Genomic DNA, 16,662 nt, shown 5'->3' on the forward strand with positions numbered 1-16,662 from the left:
GTTCCCACTTCCCGATGATGACCGTTTCTGAATCTACAGATAAGCAACGAGTGCCTCGGGATCGGCCGGAAGACGTAGTCTTCTGAGATAACGAGAGAGCAACGCTCTCTTGAACCACTTGACCCCGAGGGTGAAGCCGACACTTAGACGTGTTCTGTTCGTTCGATATACCGTTCAATCCTCTCCGTTGAGACAGTTCCCGCAGTCCCGATATAGTACGAACGTTCCCAGAACCCACTGCCCAACAGATACTCCTCCAAAGTACACTTAGATGGAGCCGGGTTGTCAGTGTCACACGCTCCAGGCTCCAAATATGCCATCGGAACATCAGACCCTTGGAGTCTGTCCGGAATGCGGAGCGGACATCCCTTCCGGGTCAGTGCTCCTTGAGTACGAGCAAGAGGGAGAGCGGTCAGTCTATGCGGAGTGCCCGGACTGCGTCGAACCAGTACACCCAGCGTAGTCGTGGTAACACGGCACATTCCTTAAGGACCTGTCCGCCGAATCTTCTACTATGTCATTCGACCAGCTCGCCGAGATATTCATCGGCCTTTACGCAGCGACGTTCCTGGGCATGCGAGTGAACTTCATCTTCAGTGTCATCCGCAAGACCTGCAGTTACCTGGGTGTACTCCCAGAACGATGGGAGAACGAGCCATACCCGAACCAGCGGGTCTTTCCGAAGTTCATAGACATAATCATCGAGAAAGGTGCACTCGACACCAAGAACAGGGTGGCGTACTATATCGGTCTTGGTGCGATTGTAACGGGTCTTGCTATTGGAGTCGAGGTTACGTTAATCGGAGCCTCGACCGGAGTATCCATTCTAGCATACCAGACCTTCGGGGTCGCACCAGACCTCGTTAGCATCTACCAGCAAATCGTCATCGTAACTGTTCTACTCACGATCGGAGCGATGACCTACGGGACTCAGAAATTCCAGCAAGACCCAGTTCGATAGAGCTGTTCGTTCTCTTCGGGATTATCTTAGCAAGAGTCTCCCCAATTCGGATGTGATTTAATCTCTTCACGAACAGGCTCAACATCTTCTTCCTCGTCGATACCAAGCAAAGAGAGCACAGACTGTCTCGTTTTCTGCCCGAAGGCGTGATTATTCCCTCCTACTTTCGGACCTCTACGCTCGAAGTTACCGACGCTTTGCCCAAACTCACTTTTTCGCCACTGGTTTTTCACAGGGACGACTTTGTACTCAGCTAAGCATTTAACCAGTTTCTGACGGTCAGACGTATTGAGTGCCTCTTTCACATCGAAGAGGAACTGATTACTACCAGACCCAGAAGACAGGTCGAATCCAGCCATATAGTAGTTCTCGTCAACCAGTTGTCTTAATCTTGGTGGAAGTTTGACTCAGGCACCTTCCCTTGGCACGCAGGCACGGGGTTGACGTCCGAGTCGCGCTTGGTCTTGGTCTGGTTGAGCGCGAGGACGAGACAGAGGCTCCCCAAGGAGAGTTTATCTCCCCTTGAAATTTCCCAGTGCCCTTTCGAGTACTGGTCCGAAAATGACCCGTGCCGTACCGTGCATCCAACGTCGTCTTGTCGCACGTTCGGGGCAACGCTGGGGTTCGCACCCTGCCGTTAGAATCTTGGCTCCTACTGTGGAATGGTTTACTCCCGATTATCGCTCCCAGTTCGGAGTTACCCCGACTTCGCTCGCAGCGGCTGTATCCTATTGTGTTTCCCCGAATCTAGCATTCGGGGAAACGGAACTGGATGTCCTGCGAGACGTGAAGACGTCGGATACTGGATTGGAACCAACCGAGGTCCTACCACCGGGGAACCCTCCATAGGATTCGCCTCGGGGACTCGAGCCGTTGCCTGGCCAAAGGCAGGTCCGAGCTTCGTACTTACCTAACCCTACGCCGTCTCCCCCCTTATCTTTATTGCCGGGATTGCAGTTGTATTCGCAAGATAGCGTGCAGTTTGTACTATTCGAGAGTATAGTTGAGAGGGTGGCACAAAGTGGCCTCCCTCCTCGGGCCGAATGGACCCTTACCTTTGGCCAGGCAACGGTACTCATTACTACGGGTTGAACCGACTTATCTCGCGGGGGAAACCTACACGACCCTCGGATTTGTAGAAGGTTCTGAGAGCGCCCTGACGCTACTATGAACGAGAACGCCCGTTACCCCCAAGGTGAAGAGCAAGAGGTCTGTGCCATCTGCAACAAGCCGCTGTACGGGATTGCACTGCCGCTTACGGCTAACTACGTGAACGTCGTCTGCAAGGAGTGCGAGCGTCGAGCAGTGAATGAGGACGGTGAGGAGCCAAAGCACGGAGCTGCATATCGAGAGAAGTTGAAAGCCGAGAGTGACGATCCGGAGTCCGTGAATGTTTCTTCAGACGATGGTGAGAATCCCGTGTTTATTGATGGATACAAGTGCTGGCGTCGGTACAAGTTCGGCGGCTACATTACGCGGCTCGATGAGTTTGACTGCGACGATATCTGGGAGTTTCGGGAGAAGCACGGGGCCTGAACCCTACTCTTCCAGCTTCTTGTCTAGAATGAGGATTATGAGTCGCTCTCCCACCCATTCCTCGGTCCCGATGTTGATTCCACCATCCTGTTGGACGAAGGACTGAGTGCGCTTTTTCTCGTTCTGGTTGTACGATGTCGTCTTAATCTGGCCACCATCCTCGAAGGGTGCCCATGCAACAAGGTGGCCACCATATTTGCTTTCTACGCCAGCATACCCACTGTCGCCAACTACACTCGTTTCTGTATCGATTATATCTGCGTCTATTGGGCCGTCAAACCTCGATTCAAGGTTGTGGTTCTTGTTTGGCATCGTTTCACTTGTCATAGATTCTGTAAGTACAGATAAAACTGGCGGTAGAATGGATATAGGGTCAGAATACTGCGTTTCAGGAGATCATAACCCTTCTAAACAAGGCTAACAGCGTGGTAGTCGGTTACTCCCCATCGAACAGACGCTCGCCTGTCTCGGAAGGCAGACCCCCAACTACAATTTCGTGGTGGACTCGGTCGATATTGTAGTGTGTCCGATGGAGCTCGACGTCGTTGGTCTCAGTATCTAGAACTGCATACGCAGCATGTGGGTCGCCATCTCGAGGCTGTCCCACACTACCTGGATTGACGATGAGCCGATCGTCGACGGTCGTTTTGTGTTGAATGTGGGTGTGACCAAGAACGAGACCCCGATAGTCATCGAGGAAAATTCGGAGCTGCTCAAATTGTTCTGGGTAGACGTACTCTCCACGAGTACTCGGGTGGGAATGCACTAGCAGGTAGTCTCCACCCCCGAAGGTCTCTGTTGGTGGGAGGTCCTGTAGCCACTGCCGTTGAGAGTCCGTGAGCTCGTTCTGAGCGTACTCGAGTCCCGCATACGCCATCTGGTTCGCCCGATATCTATCCGGGTTCTCGACTGCCCTATCGTGGTTTCCCTGGACAGTAACGGACGCGACCTCCTGTACTCGCTCAACACAGGCACTTGGCGTTGTTTAGACGCCCGAACTCAGCGGGTTGACCCCTCGATTACGCGTTCGATGTTTCGCACCGCTGATTTCATGACAAGTTCTCGGAACTGACCAAACCACGTTCTCGCCCACAGCGTCTCATCGTATCGCTGGCGCAATCCGAAAAACACTGATTCAGCGTTTGAGCGCTGATTATAGCCCCGATCGTGAATGAGTAAATTCCTCGCCCATCCCCGAAAACCGGGGCCGCGCTGCGGAATCAGCGGTGTGATATTTTCAGACCGTAATTTCGTCCGAAGCGCTTCCCAGTCGTATCCCTTATCGGCCGCCACAGCCGTCAAGTCGTCGAGATTCCGCACCAGCACTTGCCAGCCGACCTGTGTATCGTGCGGTTGTTTCGTCGAACAGTGTATATCTAGGATCGCACTTGTTTCGCAATCGATGAGCAGCGTGGTCTTCACCGCCTCAAACGTGTAGTCTGTCCGTTTCGCGTAGTGCTGGCTAGCTTGGACACGATCCACGCCGGTTGCGTCGATTGCTTGGATATCTCCGAGTTCGTACAGTTCAGCCGACGCGTCGAGAATCGCTCGCCACCGCTTCATCGGGATCTCCTGCTTCCGCGCACAGATCGTGGAGAAGTGAGGAAGCGTCTCAACCGTCAAATCGAGTGTTTCTGCAACTCTCGGCATTTCTCGCAGAACGTCCATTAGTTTCCGGTAATCGTGATTGAGGTACTCTTTGAAGGCCTGAACAGCGAGAATCACCCAGTCGGCATACCCGTCTTTTCCGGGTCGGTATGCCGGAGCTGGCTCGCCAGCGACGGCTTTTTTGGCGAGCGATACAACCGTCTTTGCGAAGCGGGAGGTCTTGGTTTGCACACCCAATCCGTCCCGCTTCAGTTCCTAGTAGATTTGGTACTTCTCCGAAGCTACTAGCAAAGCGATACTAGTAATACAGCCTCCAGACTGACCGAGTCTCCCCGTCTAAACAAGGCCCAGGCACTTGGCATCGGATTGTACCCAACAACATCGCCTGCACACACGACCTCGTCTACAGGTGGCATATCGACCAGAACAGCCTCTAATGCAGGCAGGTTAGCGTGGATATCTGAGATAAGGCCAATCTTCACTGGTTTGGAGTACGGCGGACGACGTCTTAGTGTCTACTCCCAGTGCTTCGACTCGAAGTGGTCAACTACAGCCTCGGTCGGTGTCTTGCTGCCGAAGGTGTCTATCTCTTCGTCGCATACGTGACACTTCATACCTGAGATTACCCCGGTGTCGCAGTTAAACGATTGCCCTTCTGTTGTGGGTTATAATAGATGAGTGTGAGAAGTCTATCGACGTCGGCTACGTATAGCCCCTAGAGAATCCGAATCCCAAGCAGGCCGTGAGACATCTACAGACGCTCTCTTCTTACCGATTGTATTGCTAACTCGGTTACTGGGCGTACACTCTTGTGAAGTGGCTATGATGTTCGGGTATGGACTGGGAGACACACAACGAGTGGGCGCAAAAGATGGGCATCTCGGAAGAGGCGGCCCAGTACGTGAATCGAATTATCGACGACATAGGCGAGCTCCCGGATGACTACGTGAGTGCAGTAAAGGACCGTGCAAGGGGCATCCAACAGGATCGGGGAGCGAAGAAGGGGAACAGTGCCCTACACATGGTGATTGCCGACAGCACCATGGACCACGACTCCTCCAGACAGAAGACAACGGACGCTGATATGGCGGCCGAGATCGAGCATGGTCACCTGAAGCAGAAAGGTGAGGAGTACGTCGCAGCGTGGTATCTCCACCACCATCTCGACTACCTGTCTGAGGAGCGTAACTCTGGGAAATCCCTGGGTGAACTACTTGAGGAACACAAGGAGAAGTATCCGAACACGTACTCAGACACAGTCGCCACATTCCTTCGTGAGAACAAGGGTGCAATTGAGAACGAACTGAGTCTGTAGTACTCAAGTGTAGTATTTTATGAGAGGGATTCTAGATTATGGGTAAGAATGGACGAGCTGGAATTTGCCCTTGAGAATATCGATGGAGCGTCCTTTGAGGACTTCGCGATGGCGTTCCTCCGAGCTGATGGATATGATGTCCACGAGAGTGGTGGATCGGGTGCAGATGGTGGGTGGGATGCCCGTTTAGAGATTGGGAGTAACGAGGGTATTGTCCACGCAAGTACCCAGGGCCGGTGGAAGCGAAAGCTGCGGGCAGATGCGGAGAAAGTCAAATCGCTAGAGGAGACTCGCGGAAAGGACTACGACCTCCTTGTGTTCGTGACGAACCAAGATATCCAAGGAGCACAAGAGTTAGCGATGGAAGACGAGATTGAGGAGGAGTACGGATGGCGATTGAAGATTATTCATCGGAAGAACATCCTCGGCGAGCTACGTCAGAACGAACCGGATCTGGCTGAGGAATTTCTTGATATCGATCTCCAACGCGACCACGACCATCTCGCCAAAATAGAAGATCTTCGGGACGAACGACTGACAAAGATTGAGAGCCGAAGCGGGTATGCTGAAGATCTTGCCGATGGGCCTACTGTAGTATTCCATATCATCCCGAACGGAATATTCTCGAAGCATAAAGTCCGATCTGCAGACGATATCCCCACTCCATCTGTATTCTTCGACTTAGTCAGTGGCCATCCGGAAACACGAGGGAAGTACAAAATCACGTATGGTCAGGATGGCACTCTCGACGAACAGTCGGGGTATGGCGTTCTTCGAAACGATGGTCTCTACGAATCGGTCACCACTTCTGCTATCATGCCGGGTGGCCGAGATGATTTGTGGATTCGAGGTGGTGTGGCATCGAGTGGTGTTGGAATTGACCCTTCCGTTGTAATTACTGCGAATCGAACACTCAATAATTTATCCGAGATGGGATTCTCGGGGACTGCGTTCGCATCACTGACGTTCCTTGATGCAAAGGATGTGAAGCTCGAAACGGAGCAGGCCCGTCGAGGACTCCCGAGAGGTGGCATGCACATGTTGGATACAGACTTCTATACAACAGAACTCTACCCCGTGCAGATCGGGAGTGATGAGAATATCGAGAACCTCGAACCCCTTCTCTCGGAAGTCTGGCGGCAATTCGGTCACGAGAACGGCACACCGAACATCGAAGATGGAAAATGGGACAGTAGTTCAGTTCGTGTCCGTCAGGAGATGTTGCTCGAGGAAGGTGATCTATGAGATCGGTGTGTGATGGGGCAAGAAGTCAAGTACGATTAGTATCAAACATGGGATAATGGCTGACGACGATTCTGAGGATAACTCTAATTCAGATGGAACGGGAGGTCTGGATCCAGAAACTCGCGTAAAATTGCAAACTGTCTACCAACCAGGAGCGTGTCATAGAACTCTTCACATACTATGGTCAGTTTGAGTACTATTATAGCAGGTTACTTGCTTAGATACGCGTGCACTAGGTGCACAACGTTTAGAACCGGTTAGAGTGTGCCCTTTCGTTTCCGAATAATGATTTCTCGCACCCGTTCAACGTGGTTCGTCTCGGATTGAACGAATGCTGTGAGGATGGCTTCGACGATCTCGGAGCGGCTGACTCCGAGATCGTCACACTCAGCGACCAGTTCATCCACTTCTCGCACGATCTCCTCGTCAACAGCGACTCCAAACTTCTCTTTCGCCATAGCTACAACAAGCTAAGAACAGCGTGCACCAAGTGTACGGCGCTTCTAATTCGTTACAGCTGATTCAGCAAATCATGAGACCTCTTCTATGACACCCTCTCGTTGATAATGGATAGTGTTTGTTGGCACTGTCTAGTTGAGTTAGTTTGAGAAGTGAGCAGGTCGTTGAGTGAAGTGGTTAGACGCTCGCAGACCTGCTCAGCGAGAGCTATGACCCGGGTTTAGAAGAATTTTGGGAGAACGAACGGACGGCAACGCCCGTTAGGGCGTTCGCCGTCCGCCTCCACCAGACCGGTTGTTCGCTTCGAGAAACAACAACAATCTTAGCAGAATTAGGCGTGAAACGCTCTCATGGAGCGGTTTGGAACTGGGTCCATCGGTTATCTGACAGCGACTGCGACCCGCCTGAGGCGCAGCCGAAGCGGGTCGCCGTTGACGAGACTGCTGTCAAGATTAATGGCGAGTGGTCTTGGCTGTATGCTGCAATAGACATCGACACAAAGTTGATTCTCGATGTCGCGTTGTTTGGGCGGCATGGCACCGATCTAGCGGCTGCGTTTCTGCAGAAACTCCGCGAGAAACATGATCTCTCAGAGGCCGAGTTTCTCGTCGATCAATTCGGCTATCGGACTGCCCTTTCTCGATTCGGATTGAGCGGTCGGGTCAACTATCCCGATCGAAACCTGATCGAAACGTGGTTTCACACGCTCAAAATACGGCTCGACCGCTTCCATACTCCGTGGGTGGGCAGTCGGTCAAGCGTCCGCGAGTGGCTTGAAAAGTTCATGCATTACTACAACCGACAAAGACCGCATCAAGCTCTCGATGGAAAAACGCCGATCGAGGAACCCCAGAACTAGACAGTGCCTCTTGACCAACATCACCGAGTACGAAGAACTCGCACCGCTTCACTCCGGGGAGACAATAGAGGGATACCTCCCGGAAAACGAAAACGTGGCAAAGTCCTTGGCCGCCCATGCTGACGCTACCGATTGTATCTTCTTCGAAGGAGCACTACCGATCAACCAGGTGGAGTTGTAAGGGTCGAACCAATTGAGATAGACGCGGTTATCGTGGACTTGCCGCATGTGGTTCCGGGGTATTATGCCTCCGGAATTGAGCCTGTTTTCTTCACAGTTGAGGCAGCGATCGAAGATGCAATCCGGGACGGAGAGCCCACTGAAGCAGAGTGGGTGCCGATGTCCGAACAGCAACAAGAAGAGTTCCTTGAACAGCAGAAACAGGAATTCCGGAAGCAGAATAATATCCAATACGAGGTTGATCAAGCGATGCGTATTGAATTAATCGCCGTTGAACGGCCTCGGTGAATCTATTTTCCGGGCTCTTCCGCTGTTACGCGGAAGGAATATCAGTCGGTATTAGCCGGATTCATCGGCGTAACAAGAATTTGTTTGCGGCTGAGGATTGCAACAGAGCCTGAGTTGATAGTATTGAGAACCTTTCCGGTTTGAAGGGCGTATCTTTGTGTGCGCTCGCTTACGCTATTTTTGTCGAGAGATGAGGAGTTTTCCTGTTGTGGTTAACTCGACAACCTTCGTTTTTCCGTGTGTTTCGGATGTGACGAGGCCCTGTCGTTCGAGAAGTTTCACGTGTCGGGTGATGGTGCTCTTTGAGACGTTGGCGGCGTCGGTGATGGTCGTTAGTGAGACTGGGGTGTCGAGTTTGCTGATAGTCTCGAGAGTCGATTGGGCTTGGGCGGGTGCGTTTGCGGTAAGGTCGGGCAGGGTTCGTTCCCGGACTTCACCATCGATATCACTGAATTGGTAGCTGGAGTGGATCTGGTCTGTCCGTGAGAGAGCAGCGACGGTAAGGGGTAGGAAGATATCACGGGCGCCACCGCCAAAGATGACGACGACTTCTCCATCCGCTTCGTCGATGAGCGATCCACAGAGCCCGATTGCGGTTTCGAAGTCGTCATGCGGAACTGCTGTTTTCTGAAGGTCGATTTCCGGTTCGACTTGTTCGACCATTCGGCGAACGTCGCCAATAGCCTGTTCACTCCGATTATCGTCTGTACTTGAGGTCGGGACGAGGAGTTCAATATGGGTTTCGCGCTCGATGCCTTGGCTGAGGATTGGGCGTGTTACGCGGGCGCTATCGTATCCGAGTGGCGCGATATATGTTCGCATTATGTTGGTTTGCCCTGCGCGCCATACATTACTGTTGCGTGTCAGCGAAACAGTTCGGGACTGGTGGTTTGTTGCTCGGCGACTGTTTGGATAATGCCTTAGTCGCACATCTAACAATTAGATTCCACTCGATTCTAGCCCGGAATTTGTGGGATTGAGAGGCGTCGTCTGTTTAGTCCTGCAACAATAATAACCAATCCGACAGTGCTAATACGGGGAGTATGCTACGTGCTCTCACAAACCGCCATCTCGAAACGAGGAATTAAACGGTGACTAAATCGCAACACAGAGAAGCGAACGATAATACTAACTGTGAAGTTATGACAGACCCTTCACAAGGCGAACACATGGCCAATACGCCCCCAATTGAGGACATCCTCCAGACGACCGCACCAACGGTCATCATCCGCGATCCCCAACTTCAGAAACGCGCCCAACACGCACGGGCACAACTCCGAAGCATCCCCTTCTTCGATGAACTTGGCGTCAACACCGTCATTCACGCAGATGTCTACGATAATGACTTCAAACTCATCGACTACACCCATCACTCCTCACAGGACATCTCGGCTGCCGCGGATAGCGTTGAGTTCCCTCTCGTCCACATCACAACTCAACAGGGACTCCAAGAATACGGTGAGGAAAACCTCGTCCACGAACTTCTCGAACGCTCTGTCGAAGAACAAGAGCGCTACATCCTCGTCACCGATACGACGTCACCGCGTCTCCCGACATACATGCCGAAACCGGGCCGGTCGGTCGTGGATGACTACGATGTCGCTGTAAAAGACTACGAAACCCTCTCGAATCGATATCTTGAGGACTACGTCGACTCCGCGCTTCCAGCGTCGACGACGCGGAACCTCCACTATCACCGCGCGTCCGAATACCACAAGCACCACGACGCACCCGCTGACAGCCTCGAGAGTATCTATGACTACACGCGCGCCCCTACCGGCAGTCCCGTCTGGGAGTCACTCTACTATTTCATCGAACACGACCTCGAAAACGTCCTCAACGACTATTCGGAGCGAATCCGTGACGCCCTCCGGTCATGGACTGAACGCGGCGAAACACAGAAAATTGCAAATCAGATGCTCGATGCACTCCGCCGATGTGACTTCGAGAAAGCACAGCTCGAAGACTACCAGCAGACCAACCCCAACCTACGCTAATCATGGCCGACTACCAGTACGCCTCAAACAAACCTGACCGAACACTAATCAACTACAATACCGTTCGTGCGGCCGAGCTGAAAGCCATTCATGGTTCGCTCGTCAGCGACCGCCCGGTGCAGAATATTATCTCGGACTTCGCCCACGAAAAAGATGAAAACGTCCGTGACTGCATCGACTTCCTCCATGCACTCGATTTCCTCGACCGCAACGACGACCGCGTCGTCTCACCCCTGAATCGAGATGTCTTCCCCGACCTATCGTTCGAGGCGCGACTGCTCCATCACCTCCGCCAACAGCAACCTCCGTACGACCATCTCACGCGAATTCAAAACGTCGCACTCGAAACCACCGAACATTCACTCACGCTCGACACGCTTCTACCTCAGGTAAAGGGAGATCTCGACGAATACGGCTTCAAATGGAATGAAACGAAACTTCGGATGTGGCGCGCACTTACCACACAACTCGGGCTGGTCTCCCAGACCGAATCTCGTGGCGTGATTCTAAGCCCGTGTCGCCGCCTCCTCTACGATCTTCTTGACCTCCATCAGCAACAGGAGGACACGAACGACCTATTTAACGCTCTTGAGTGGATCGAGACAAACTTCTTCGATGTCTTCGAGACGACAACCGGTTCACCGAGGGTACATCCTGCAATCTCGGACGTCCTCCAGAACATGGAGTCCAAAGACGTTCTCGAATTCCGGGGAATGTCGGACGCAAAAAACGAAGTTACACTACCTGAATCCGTGCATCATCAAACTTCACGATCGGCTAACGTCTATGACCTTGAATCGATGCCTAACACGCCCGCCTACCAGTACCCGCTCACGCAGTACAACCAGGTGATCACGCAATGAGTTCGATGCCAAAGCTCTGGGACGACAGCGTCGTTCGCGACTACCTGACACCGGAAGCCCACCAGAAGTCACGCGAACAGTTCCTAGAAACCCACATCGACATCGACAAGATTCGATCGGACTACCTCTTCCCCCACGATGGAAGCGACGAGTTCGTCACTCAAGAGGAGTTCCGCGACGCAATTCTCAAGTCTAACGTCGATGACGACAACCGCATTTTCATTCTCCGGGGAGAAACGGGGAGTGGGAAGAGCCAGCTCTGTCAGTGGCTTGAATATCAGATTGGCGCCGAACCCGATGAAGGCGATGAGTCCCATATTGCTCTGCACGTCTCTCGAAGTAAGACGGGAATCGGTGATATTCTCGATATCATCTCCGGGCCGATCGACACCGATGTCACGGTGAGCAACGTCTCCGATCTTGATCCAGAGAAGGTCGCGAATGCCATCATCACCACACTGGAGGCGTTCGGGGCAGGTATGGAGCAATTCAGCGAGAGCGAGATTGAGAATCTCACTGCAGACCGCTCGAACGCTCCTGATCTTCGGTCAATCCTTGAGCAAAATATCGACCAGTATCAGGAATCGGCGACAAGTGAGGGCGAAAAGCGGATGTCCGACCTGATTACAAAAAAGGACTACACGGATCTCTCGATGGCTGCCTTCGGTTCTGTGCAGGGCGCCGATACGCTGTTCCCGGCGCTGCAGAGCCAAGTCCACAAGATTCTCTCACAAAACCTCGGTGTCGAAGACTTCCAAGGAAAACTCGAGGAACTCTCCGAAGAGTACAAACAACGAGGGCTCCGGCCCGTCCTCATCTGTGAGGACCTCACGACATTCACTGTCCTCAAGGAGCAACTTCTCGACCATATCTTCCAACTCGACAGTGGCCACTACGACGTCGTCCTCGGATGGACGTCCGGCTGGGAGAAGGATGACCTCTCCCGCGCGCTCGGTACGAGTCAAGGGATCAGTACGTACATGGAGGATCGTGCGGAAGGCTACCTCAGCACGACAGACGAGGAAGGTCGGGCATATTTCCTCGATGACGATATCACGATCGAGCTTGCCCGGAAGTACATGTCGACCATCATCGAGAATTCGACTACTGACGAGTCACTCCCCGAAGATGTGCTTGACGCATTCGACGGCTTGTACCCGTTCAACGAGACATTCATCGAAGAGGCGTACAATCACCTCATTCAGGACGGGAATAAGCGCCGCACACCCCGCCTTCTCCTAATGCGGATCATCCGCGAATGTCTGAGTTCCACCGTCCCGCCGTTCGATGCGATCGAGGACAATCCATACGTTGAACCGTTCCCCTCCTCGGTCGATCTCAGCTATTCGGAAGATCTCCAACGAATCGGTAAATGGTATGGAAGCGCCACGACGGATCGCCGCCTCCGTGTCCATCGTCAGATCCTCGAGACATTTGATGTCCCACTCACGGATGTTGATGTCGACGACGACTGGGCGTACTTCCAAGCTGACGTCCCTGCCCCGACACTTGATCTCAGCGTAAGTGACGGGGACTTCCAGCCTGAGGAGTACATCACACTACGAACGACGCTCAACGGCCACGGAGAAGATGATGTCACCATTCGACAAGATGGGAATGTAGTTGCGACAACAAACGAGGATGGTACAGCATCAGTCAAACTCCCCAGCGAAGAGAGGAAAGTGACGTTTGAGGCTGAGAAAGAGGGAACAACGGACACAACAATTGTAGAAGTAATCGGAATTAGACCCGAACCAACGGTTTCGCTCACCGTGACCCCAAAAGAGCCGACCGTGAGTGAAGAAGTCACGGTCACCGCACGCGTGAACGGCGAGCAACAGGATGGAGTGACTATCCTTCGGGATGGGAACGAACTCGGCGAGACACGGAACAACGGAAAGCTCCGATTTAACGCCCCAGATGTCGACGAGATGGTGGTTAGGGGGACTTATGAGGACGCAGAAGATGAGGTGTCAGTGACAGTCGAGAGCCCTGATATTCACATTCCCGTGGATACTGATCTTGACGCGACGACGGTCAAAGAGTATCTTCTCCAGTACCGTGACTGGATCAAAGTTGGCGATACCTACGATAGCTCGAACGTCCTCCGTGAGGGCGCTGCGGGGGTTCTTGAAGAATGGCACGACCCAACACTTCTCGGCAACCTCAACGCACAAAATGACGGCGTCCATGGTATCTACTACACACGCGGTTCCGACATCCCTGTCTCCATCGTTGGTGCCGACGAGCGCAAGGGTCTGAGCTTCGACCTTGACTTCGGCGCCGAGCACGACGACATCTACGAACCACTCTTCTGGTATGGGATTAGCGAGTCTGGAGAATTCCCCCAGGAAGACAAGTACGACCTCAACTACGACCTGCTCCGTGGATGGACTGACAAGCAGGTTGCGGAGTTCCGGACGAAGATGCGCGCCGAACTGGAAACGTGTATTGACCCACTGTCGCTTGAGGAGTTCGTCGTCCTCGCACAGTTCCTCATTCTCAACGCGACAACCGGACGCAATGAAGTTGAGGCGGACATGATGTTCGAGCAGCCATCTGAGATAAATGATGACCAGGTCTACGTTCCTGGGCGCAACTCTGAGCAGCCGACCGACCTTCAAGACGCTACAACGGCCCTTCTCAAGTTCCGAGATGCTCCGTACAACCTCTCTCGAGGTCTGTTCCTCCTCAAGTCGAACGTTGTCGATCACCAGCGGCTTTCAGAGGCTGTAGAAAGTGTCTCGGAGAACTTGGAGCACTACCTGCTCCAGGCGATGCAGATCGATACTGCCGATCTATCTAGCGCCTACCAGATCAGCACGACCCGAACGACAGGTTACAGTGTTGACGAGTTGTTCGATCGCGTAAAAGACTACGCGACGACGCTCGACAACGTCTCAGCCGACCAGAACGCCGCTCATATCACCGAAACCATCGAGAAGGTCACAACCTACTACGACCAAGATCACGACCAAGAGGACCTCCACGATACACTCACGCGACTGCACGATGTCCTCGATGAGCTAGGTGCGAGTAAATTCGAACGGTGGGAAGACGCATGCGAAGAGGTGGCTGATGGTTCGGATATCGATCTAGGGAGGTTCCGTCAGCGGATGCGGACCTTCGAGGACCTCTCCGAGAAACAAGGCCACAAACTCATCGCGACACTCCACGACTTCGAAGAGAGTTATTCATCCGAATCGGAGTGGGACGTCTACGAAGCGATTGCGGAGATGATTGAGGAAGCTGAAGACGTTCAACTCCCTGACGACGTCGGCTTCCGCAATCGCGTCAGAGACCTCCCAGAGTTCGAAACGTACGAACAGCGACGAAGTAAGATCGAAACGACGCTTGGAGGGCAGTAATCATGGCAATACAGACAACGTCACTCAAGTCGAAGATTGATAGCCTCGAGCAGAAAGCCGACGAATACGATCGACGCACAAATACGGAGGCCAAGGTCGACCAATCTGCGGAGGATCTGAAGCAATTAAACACAGTACTTCGCAAACTCAACCGCTCTCTCAGTGATTTTGAGCGTCAGGCTGGCATCCTCACTGAGGTCTTCGATCAGTCACTCCCGTCGGAAGCAGTGAGTGCCCGCGATGAAGTACAATCGCTTACTGAGGTCACTCAAGACAACATCCTTGATGTCATCGACGGTAGTGACCGCTCACTGGCAAGTCACGTTGAGGATGTTCGAGATGCGCGCGAGTCGGTGAATGATGCACGTCGGATCATCGATGATCGACTCAAAGCGATCCAGAACGACAAGCTCGGTGACGCGAGTACCGCTGAGAGTATTCAGCGGATTGTTGGTGAGGATCCGGATGCGATGAAAACGATCAGTCAGTTTCGGTCGTTCCTCAACTCAATACTCGACCCAGACGGGTCGGTCTCGCACCTGAAGTCACAGTGGCAGGGTCTCGAAAAGGCGTTCGACCATTCGTCTTTAGTTAAGACTCACACCTCGGTTGTGTAGCGGTAGCGAGCGTCTCTTGTAAGATCGGTCGTTGCTTGTGGATCTTCTGTGCGTCCTCGATCAGCCGCTCCAACAGCGGCGGTGGCGAATAACCGAGGTGCTCACCGAGTTCGTGGAGGATGAGCTGGGCGTGCGACCGGAAGGTCGCCGCCCAGCGTTCCGGGGGAAACACGAGCTCATCATCCGCCTGCTCGGTGACCAGATCCAACAGATCACGGCTCACAAGCAGTGACAGCAACGCTGCGTACAGCAAGATCTTCACCACGTGCTCGTTGCTCGTGTCGAACTCGTCCAGGTCGTACTGCGTCTTCAACTCACGGAACAGCAACTCCACTTCCCACCGACACCGGTAGATCTGCGCTAAATCCGCCGGAAAGAACTCCTCTCGCGACAGATTTGTCACGTATAGATGGTAGTCGTCGGCGTCCTCGTCGCGGACGCCGACGACGCGGAACCGCTTCGTATCCAGCGACCGCGTCCCGTTGTACGGCCCGCGCTTGAACTCGACTTCGACTTCCACATCGATGTACGTCCGGTCGAGATCGTCGAGCACATCACGGAGTTGCTTGCCCTCAAGGGAATGGCGCGGCCGCGCCATTCCCGTAATTCATCCGTAATCACCGGATTCGCGTTCTGTTTCAGCCGGCTCACGAAGGAGCCGCCGTTCTCGTCGATCCGCGCAAACCGTCGGTACTTGAAGTACGCGAGGTCGAACAATACGAGGCGGTTCTCAAGCCACGACCCTGTCTTGAACAGCGTGCTGTCGTGTGCTTTCTCGTCGGTAACGTCGATCCGTTCAATCGTCTGTTCAGTGGCATTGTGGAGCAGGTGGAGCTTCGCTCCAGCCTGCTCCTCGTGGCGGGCTTCGAACTGATCAGCGAGAAACTCGTGTAACCGCAACACCGTTCCATCAGCGATCATTACATCACTGAATCGGTCGATGTCAACGTCAACAGTGTCGGGAACAGCGACCTCGTCGAGACCGTGCTCGACGAGGTCGCGGAAGTACTCCGCGAGCGTCGGCGTCAACCGCTGATAGAACCCACCCGGTGAGATCGGCTCGTCAGCTGTGGAGTTGTAGCTGCGTCGAAACCCTGCGAGTGTTCGGCGTTCGCCTGCGGCGAAGCCGAACACGAATGCCCAGACGAAGACGGGAATCTGGAGCTTGCGGTCGCGTTCGACCACGCCGAGTTCCTCGGCGTGCTCTTCGAGGAACTCGGAGGGAAACAGTGTAGTGAGCCGACGCATAATCCGTGATGAGGAGGTTTCGTTGTGCACACTCGACACCTCCTCATTCCTTCCGAAAAGTAGCCTCGATAAGCCGCCACTGTCACGCGGTTCGTCTCCTAACTAAAGACGGATGGGC

At 53.5% G+C, this 16,662-nt stretch carries 19 protein-coding genes and 3 pseudogenes; 12 read left to right on the top strand and 10 right to left on the bottom strand.

Annotated features, from left to right (window positions below):
- Positions 1-143: 143 nt before the first annotated feature.
- Positions 144-260 (bottom strand): annotated as a pseudogene (locus tag P0Y33_RS18040) (transposase); the annotation flags it as partial.
- Between the two features lie 53 nt (positions 261-313).
- Here P0Y33_RS18040 and P0Y33_RS19275 point away from each other — a divergent pair.
- Positions 314-463, top strand: coding sequence for a DUF7837 family putative zinc-binding protein (locus P0Y33_RS19275; protein ID WP_456071253.1), 150 nt, complete (start codon positions 314-316; stop codon positions 461-463).
- A gap of 51 nt (positions 464-514) precedes the next feature.
- The gene (locus tag P0Y33_RS18045) at positions 515-961 is read left to right on the top strand and encodes a hypothetical protein (RefSeq protein ID WP_279530204.1); all 447 of its coding nucleotides are present in this window, start codon (positions 515-517) and stop codon (positions 959-961) included.
- Between the two features lie 26 nt (positions 962-987).
- On the opposite strand, the gene P0Y33_RS18050 is transcribed toward P0Y33_RS18045, so the two are convergent.
- On the bottom strand, positions 988-1,320 hold the full coding sequence (locus tag P0Y33_RS18050) for a hypothetical protein (protein WP_279530205.1): 333 nt from the start codon (positions 1,318-1,320) through the stop codon (positions 988-990).
- Between the two features lie 808 nt (positions 1,321-2,128).
- Here P0Y33_RS18050 and P0Y33_RS18055 point away from each other — a divergent pair.
- Positions 2,129-2,497 carry a hypothetical protein gene (locus P0Y33_RS18055; RefSeq protein ID WP_279530206.1) on the top strand — a complete coding sequence of 123 codons (369 nt, stop codon included), beginning with the start codon at positions 2,129-2,131 and terminating at the stop codon, positions 2,495-2,497.
- Positions 2,498-2,500: 3 nt separating this feature from the next.
- Here the strand turns inward: P0Y33_RS18055 and P0Y33_RS18060 are convergent, their stop codons facing one another.
- The 4 genes and pseudogenes from P0Y33_RS18060 to P0Y33_RS18075 all read right to left on the bottom strand — a co-directional run.
- Positions 2,501-2,809, bottom strand: a complete 309-nt coding sequence (locus P0Y33_RS18060; protein ID WP_279530207.1) for a hypothetical protein — start codon at positions 2,807-2,809, stop codon at positions 2,501-2,503.
- A gap of 124 nt (positions 2,810-2,933) precedes the next feature.
- A pseudogene (locus P0Y33_RS18065) lies at positions 2,934-3,455 on the bottom strand (metallophosphoesterase family protein); the annotation flags it as partial.
- Positions 3,456-3,496: 41 nt separating this feature from the next.
- Entirely contained in the window at positions 3,497-4,357 is an 861-nt protein-coding gene (locus P0Y33_RS18070; RefSeq protein ID WP_248898368.1) for an IS5 family transposase, read from the bottom strand.
- Positions 4,358-4,455: 98 nt separating this feature from the next.
- Positions 4,456-4,587 (bottom strand): annotated as a pseudogene (locus P0Y33_RS18075) (metallophosphoesterase family protein); the annotation flags it as partial.
- A 353-nt stretch (positions 4,588-4,940) separates the two neighbouring features.
- On the opposite strand from P0Y33_RS18075, the gene P0Y33_RS18080 reads away from it, so the two are divergent.
- Complete coding sequence (locus P0Y33_RS18080; RefSeq protein WP_279530208.1) at positions 4,941-5,420, top strand: hypothetical protein; 480 nt, start codon at positions 4,941-4,943, stop codon at positions 5,418-5,420.
- Positions 5,421-5,468: 48 nt separating this feature from the next.
- On the top strand, positions 5,469-6,665 hold the full coding sequence (locus P0Y33_RS18085; protein WP_279530209.1) for a restriction endonuclease: 1,197 nt from the start codon (positions 5,469-5,471) through the stop codon (positions 6,663-6,665).
- A 257-nt stretch (positions 6,666-6,922) separates the two neighbouring features.
- Here the strand turns inward: P0Y33_RS18085 and P0Y33_RS18090 are convergent, their stop codons facing one another.
- Positions 6,923-7,123: a ribbon-helix-helix protein, CopG family gene (locus P0Y33_RS18090; RefSeq protein WP_135823139.1), complete on the bottom strand. Its 201-nt coding sequence runs from the start codon at positions 7,121-7,123 to the stop codon at positions 6,923-6,925.
- Between the two features lie 194 nt (positions 7,124-7,317).
- Between P0Y33_RS18090 and P0Y33_RS18095 the strand changes: the two genes are divergently transcribed.
- Genes P0Y33_RS18095 through P0Y33_RS18105 form a run of 3 tightly spaced genes read left to right on the top strand, consistent with a single transcriptional unit; the run spans position 7,318 to position 8,451 of the window.
- Complete coding sequence (locus tag P0Y33_RS18095) at positions 7,318-7,983, top strand: IS6 family transposase (RefSeq protein ID WP_279530355.1); 666 nt, start codon at positions 7,318-7,320, stop codon at positions 7,981-7,983.
- 10 nt (positions 7,984-7,993) lie between these two features.
- The gene (locus P0Y33_RS18100; protein WP_279530210.1) at positions 7,994-8,164 is read left to right on the top strand and encodes a hypothetical protein; all 171 of its coding nucleotides are present in this window, start codon (positions 7,994-7,996) and stop codon (positions 8,162-8,164) included.
- A 32-nt stretch (positions 8,165-8,196) separates the two neighbouring features.
- On the top strand, positions 8,197-8,451 hold the full coding sequence (locus tag P0Y33_RS18105; RefSeq protein WP_279530211.1) for a hypothetical protein: 255 nt from the start codon (positions 8,197-8,199) through the stop codon (positions 8,449-8,451).
- A gap of 174 nt (positions 8,452-8,625) precedes the next feature.
- On the opposite strand, the gene csa3 is transcribed toward P0Y33_RS18105, so the two are convergent.
- A complete protein-coding gene (gene csa3, locus P0Y33_RS18110; RefSeq protein ID WP_279530212.1) occupies positions 8,626-9,273 on the bottom strand; it encodes a CRISPR-associated CARF protein Csa3 in 648 nt (215 codons plus the stop codon).
- A 269-nt stretch (positions 9,274-9,542) separates the two neighbouring features.
- Here csa3 and P0Y33_RS18115 point away from each other — a divergent pair, with 269 nt between their 5' ends.
- Genes P0Y33_RS18115 through P0Y33_RS18130 form a run of 4 tightly spaced genes read left to right on the top strand, consistent with a single transcriptional unit; the run spans position 9,543 to position 15,296 of the window.
- Positions 9,543-10,448, top strand: a complete 906-nt coding sequence (locus tag P0Y33_RS18115) for a hypothetical protein (protein WP_279530213.1) — start codon at positions 9,543-9,545, stop codon at positions 10,446-10,448.
- 2 nt (positions 10,449-10,450) lie between these two features.
- Positions 10,451-11,311 carry a hypothetical protein gene (locus P0Y33_RS18120; RefSeq protein WP_279530214.1) on the top strand — a complete coding sequence of 287 codons (861 nt, stop codon included), beginning with the start codon at positions 10,451-10,453 and terminating at the stop codon, positions 11,309-11,311.
- Complete coding sequence (locus P0Y33_RS18125; RefSeq protein ID WP_279530215.1) at positions 11,308-14,679, top strand: collagen binding domain-containing protein; 3,372 nt, start codon at positions 11,308-11,310, stop codon at positions 14,677-14,679. Before P0Y33_RS18120 ends, P0Y33_RS18125 begins: the two co-directional genes overlap by 4 nt.
- A 2-nt stretch (positions 14,680-14,681) precedes the next feature.
- Complete coding sequence (locus tag P0Y33_RS18130) at positions 14,682-15,296, top strand: BAR domain-containing protein (protein ID WP_279530216.1); 615 nt, start codon at positions 14,682-14,684, stop codon at positions 15,294-15,296.
- Here the strand turns inward: P0Y33_RS18130 and P0Y33_RS18135 are convergent.
- Together P0Y33_RS18135 and P0Y33_RS18140 are read right to left on the bottom strand one after the other, a co-directional pair.
- Complete coding sequence (locus P0Y33_RS18135) at positions 15,271-15,765, bottom strand: transposase (protein WP_279530092.1); 495 nt, start codon at positions 15,763-15,765, stop codon at positions 15,271-15,273. The two genes, P0Y33_RS18130 and P0Y33_RS18135, sit on opposite strands and share 26 nt — an antisense overlap.
- Entirely contained in the window at positions 15,696-16,574 is an 879-nt protein-coding gene (locus P0Y33_RS18140; RefSeq protein WP_279529652.1) for an IS4 family transposase, read from the bottom strand. Before P0Y33_RS18140 ends, P0Y33_RS18135 begins: the two co-directional genes overlap by 70 nt.
- Between the last annotated feature and the right edge of the window lie 88 nt (positions 16,575-16,662).

The sequence above is a fragment of the Halospeciosus flavus genome (assembly GCF_029814175.1).
GTDB classification, from domain to species: domain Archaea; phylum Halobacteriota; class Halobacteria; order Halobacteriales; family Halobacteriaceae; genus Halospeciosus; species Halospeciosus flavus.

Bases quoted from the DNA above. Each gene is read 5' to 3' on its own strand.
- P0Y33_RS18050 (WP_279530205.1), bottom strand. From the start codon at position 1,320: ATGGCTGGATTCGACCTGTCTTCTGGGTCTGGTAGTAATCAGTTCCTC.
- P0Y33_RS18130 (WP_279530216.1), top strand. From the start codon at position 14,682: ATGGCAATACAGACAACGTCACTCAAGTCGAAGATTGATAGCCTCGAG.
- P0Y33_RS18090 (WP_135823139.1), bottom strand. From the start codon at position 7,123: ATGGCGAAAGAGAAGTTTGGAGTCGCTGTTGACGAGGAGATCGTGCGA.
- P0Y33_RS18045 (WP_279530204.1), top strand. From the start codon at position 515: ATGTCATTCGACCAGCTCGCCGAGATATTCATCGGCCTTTACGCAGCG.
- P0Y33_RS18080 (WP_279530208.1), top strand. From the start codon at position 4,941: ATGGACTGGGAGACACACAACGAGTGGGCGCAAAAGATGGGCATCTCG.
- P0Y33_RS18085 (WP_279530209.1), top strand. From the start codon at position 5,469: ATGGACGAGCTGGAATTTGCCCTTGAGAATATCGATGGAGCGTCCTTT.
- P0Y33_RS19275 (WP_456071253.1), top strand. From the start codon at position 314: ATGCCATCGGAACATCAGACCCTTGGAGTCTGTCCGGAATGCGGAGCG.
- P0Y33_RS18060 (WP_279530207.1), bottom strand. From the start codon at position 2,809: ATGCCAAACAAGAACCACAACCTTGAATCGAGGTTTGACGGCCCAATA.
- P0Y33_RS18120 (WP_279530214.1), top strand. From the start codon at position 10,451: ATGGCCGACTACCAGTACGCCTCAAACAAACCTGACCGAACACTAATC.
- P0Y33_RS18055 (WP_279530206.1), top strand. From the start codon at position 2,129: ATGAACGAGAACGCCCGTTACCCCCAAGGTGAAGAGCAAGAGGTCTGT.
- P0Y33_RS18125 (WP_279530215.1), top strand. From the start codon at position 11,308: ATGAGTTCGATGCCAAAGCTCTGGGACGACAGCGTCGTTCGCGACTAC.
- csa3 (WP_279530212.1), bottom strand. From the start codon at position 9,273: ATGCGAACATATATCGCGCCACTCGGATACGATAGCGCCCGCGTAACA.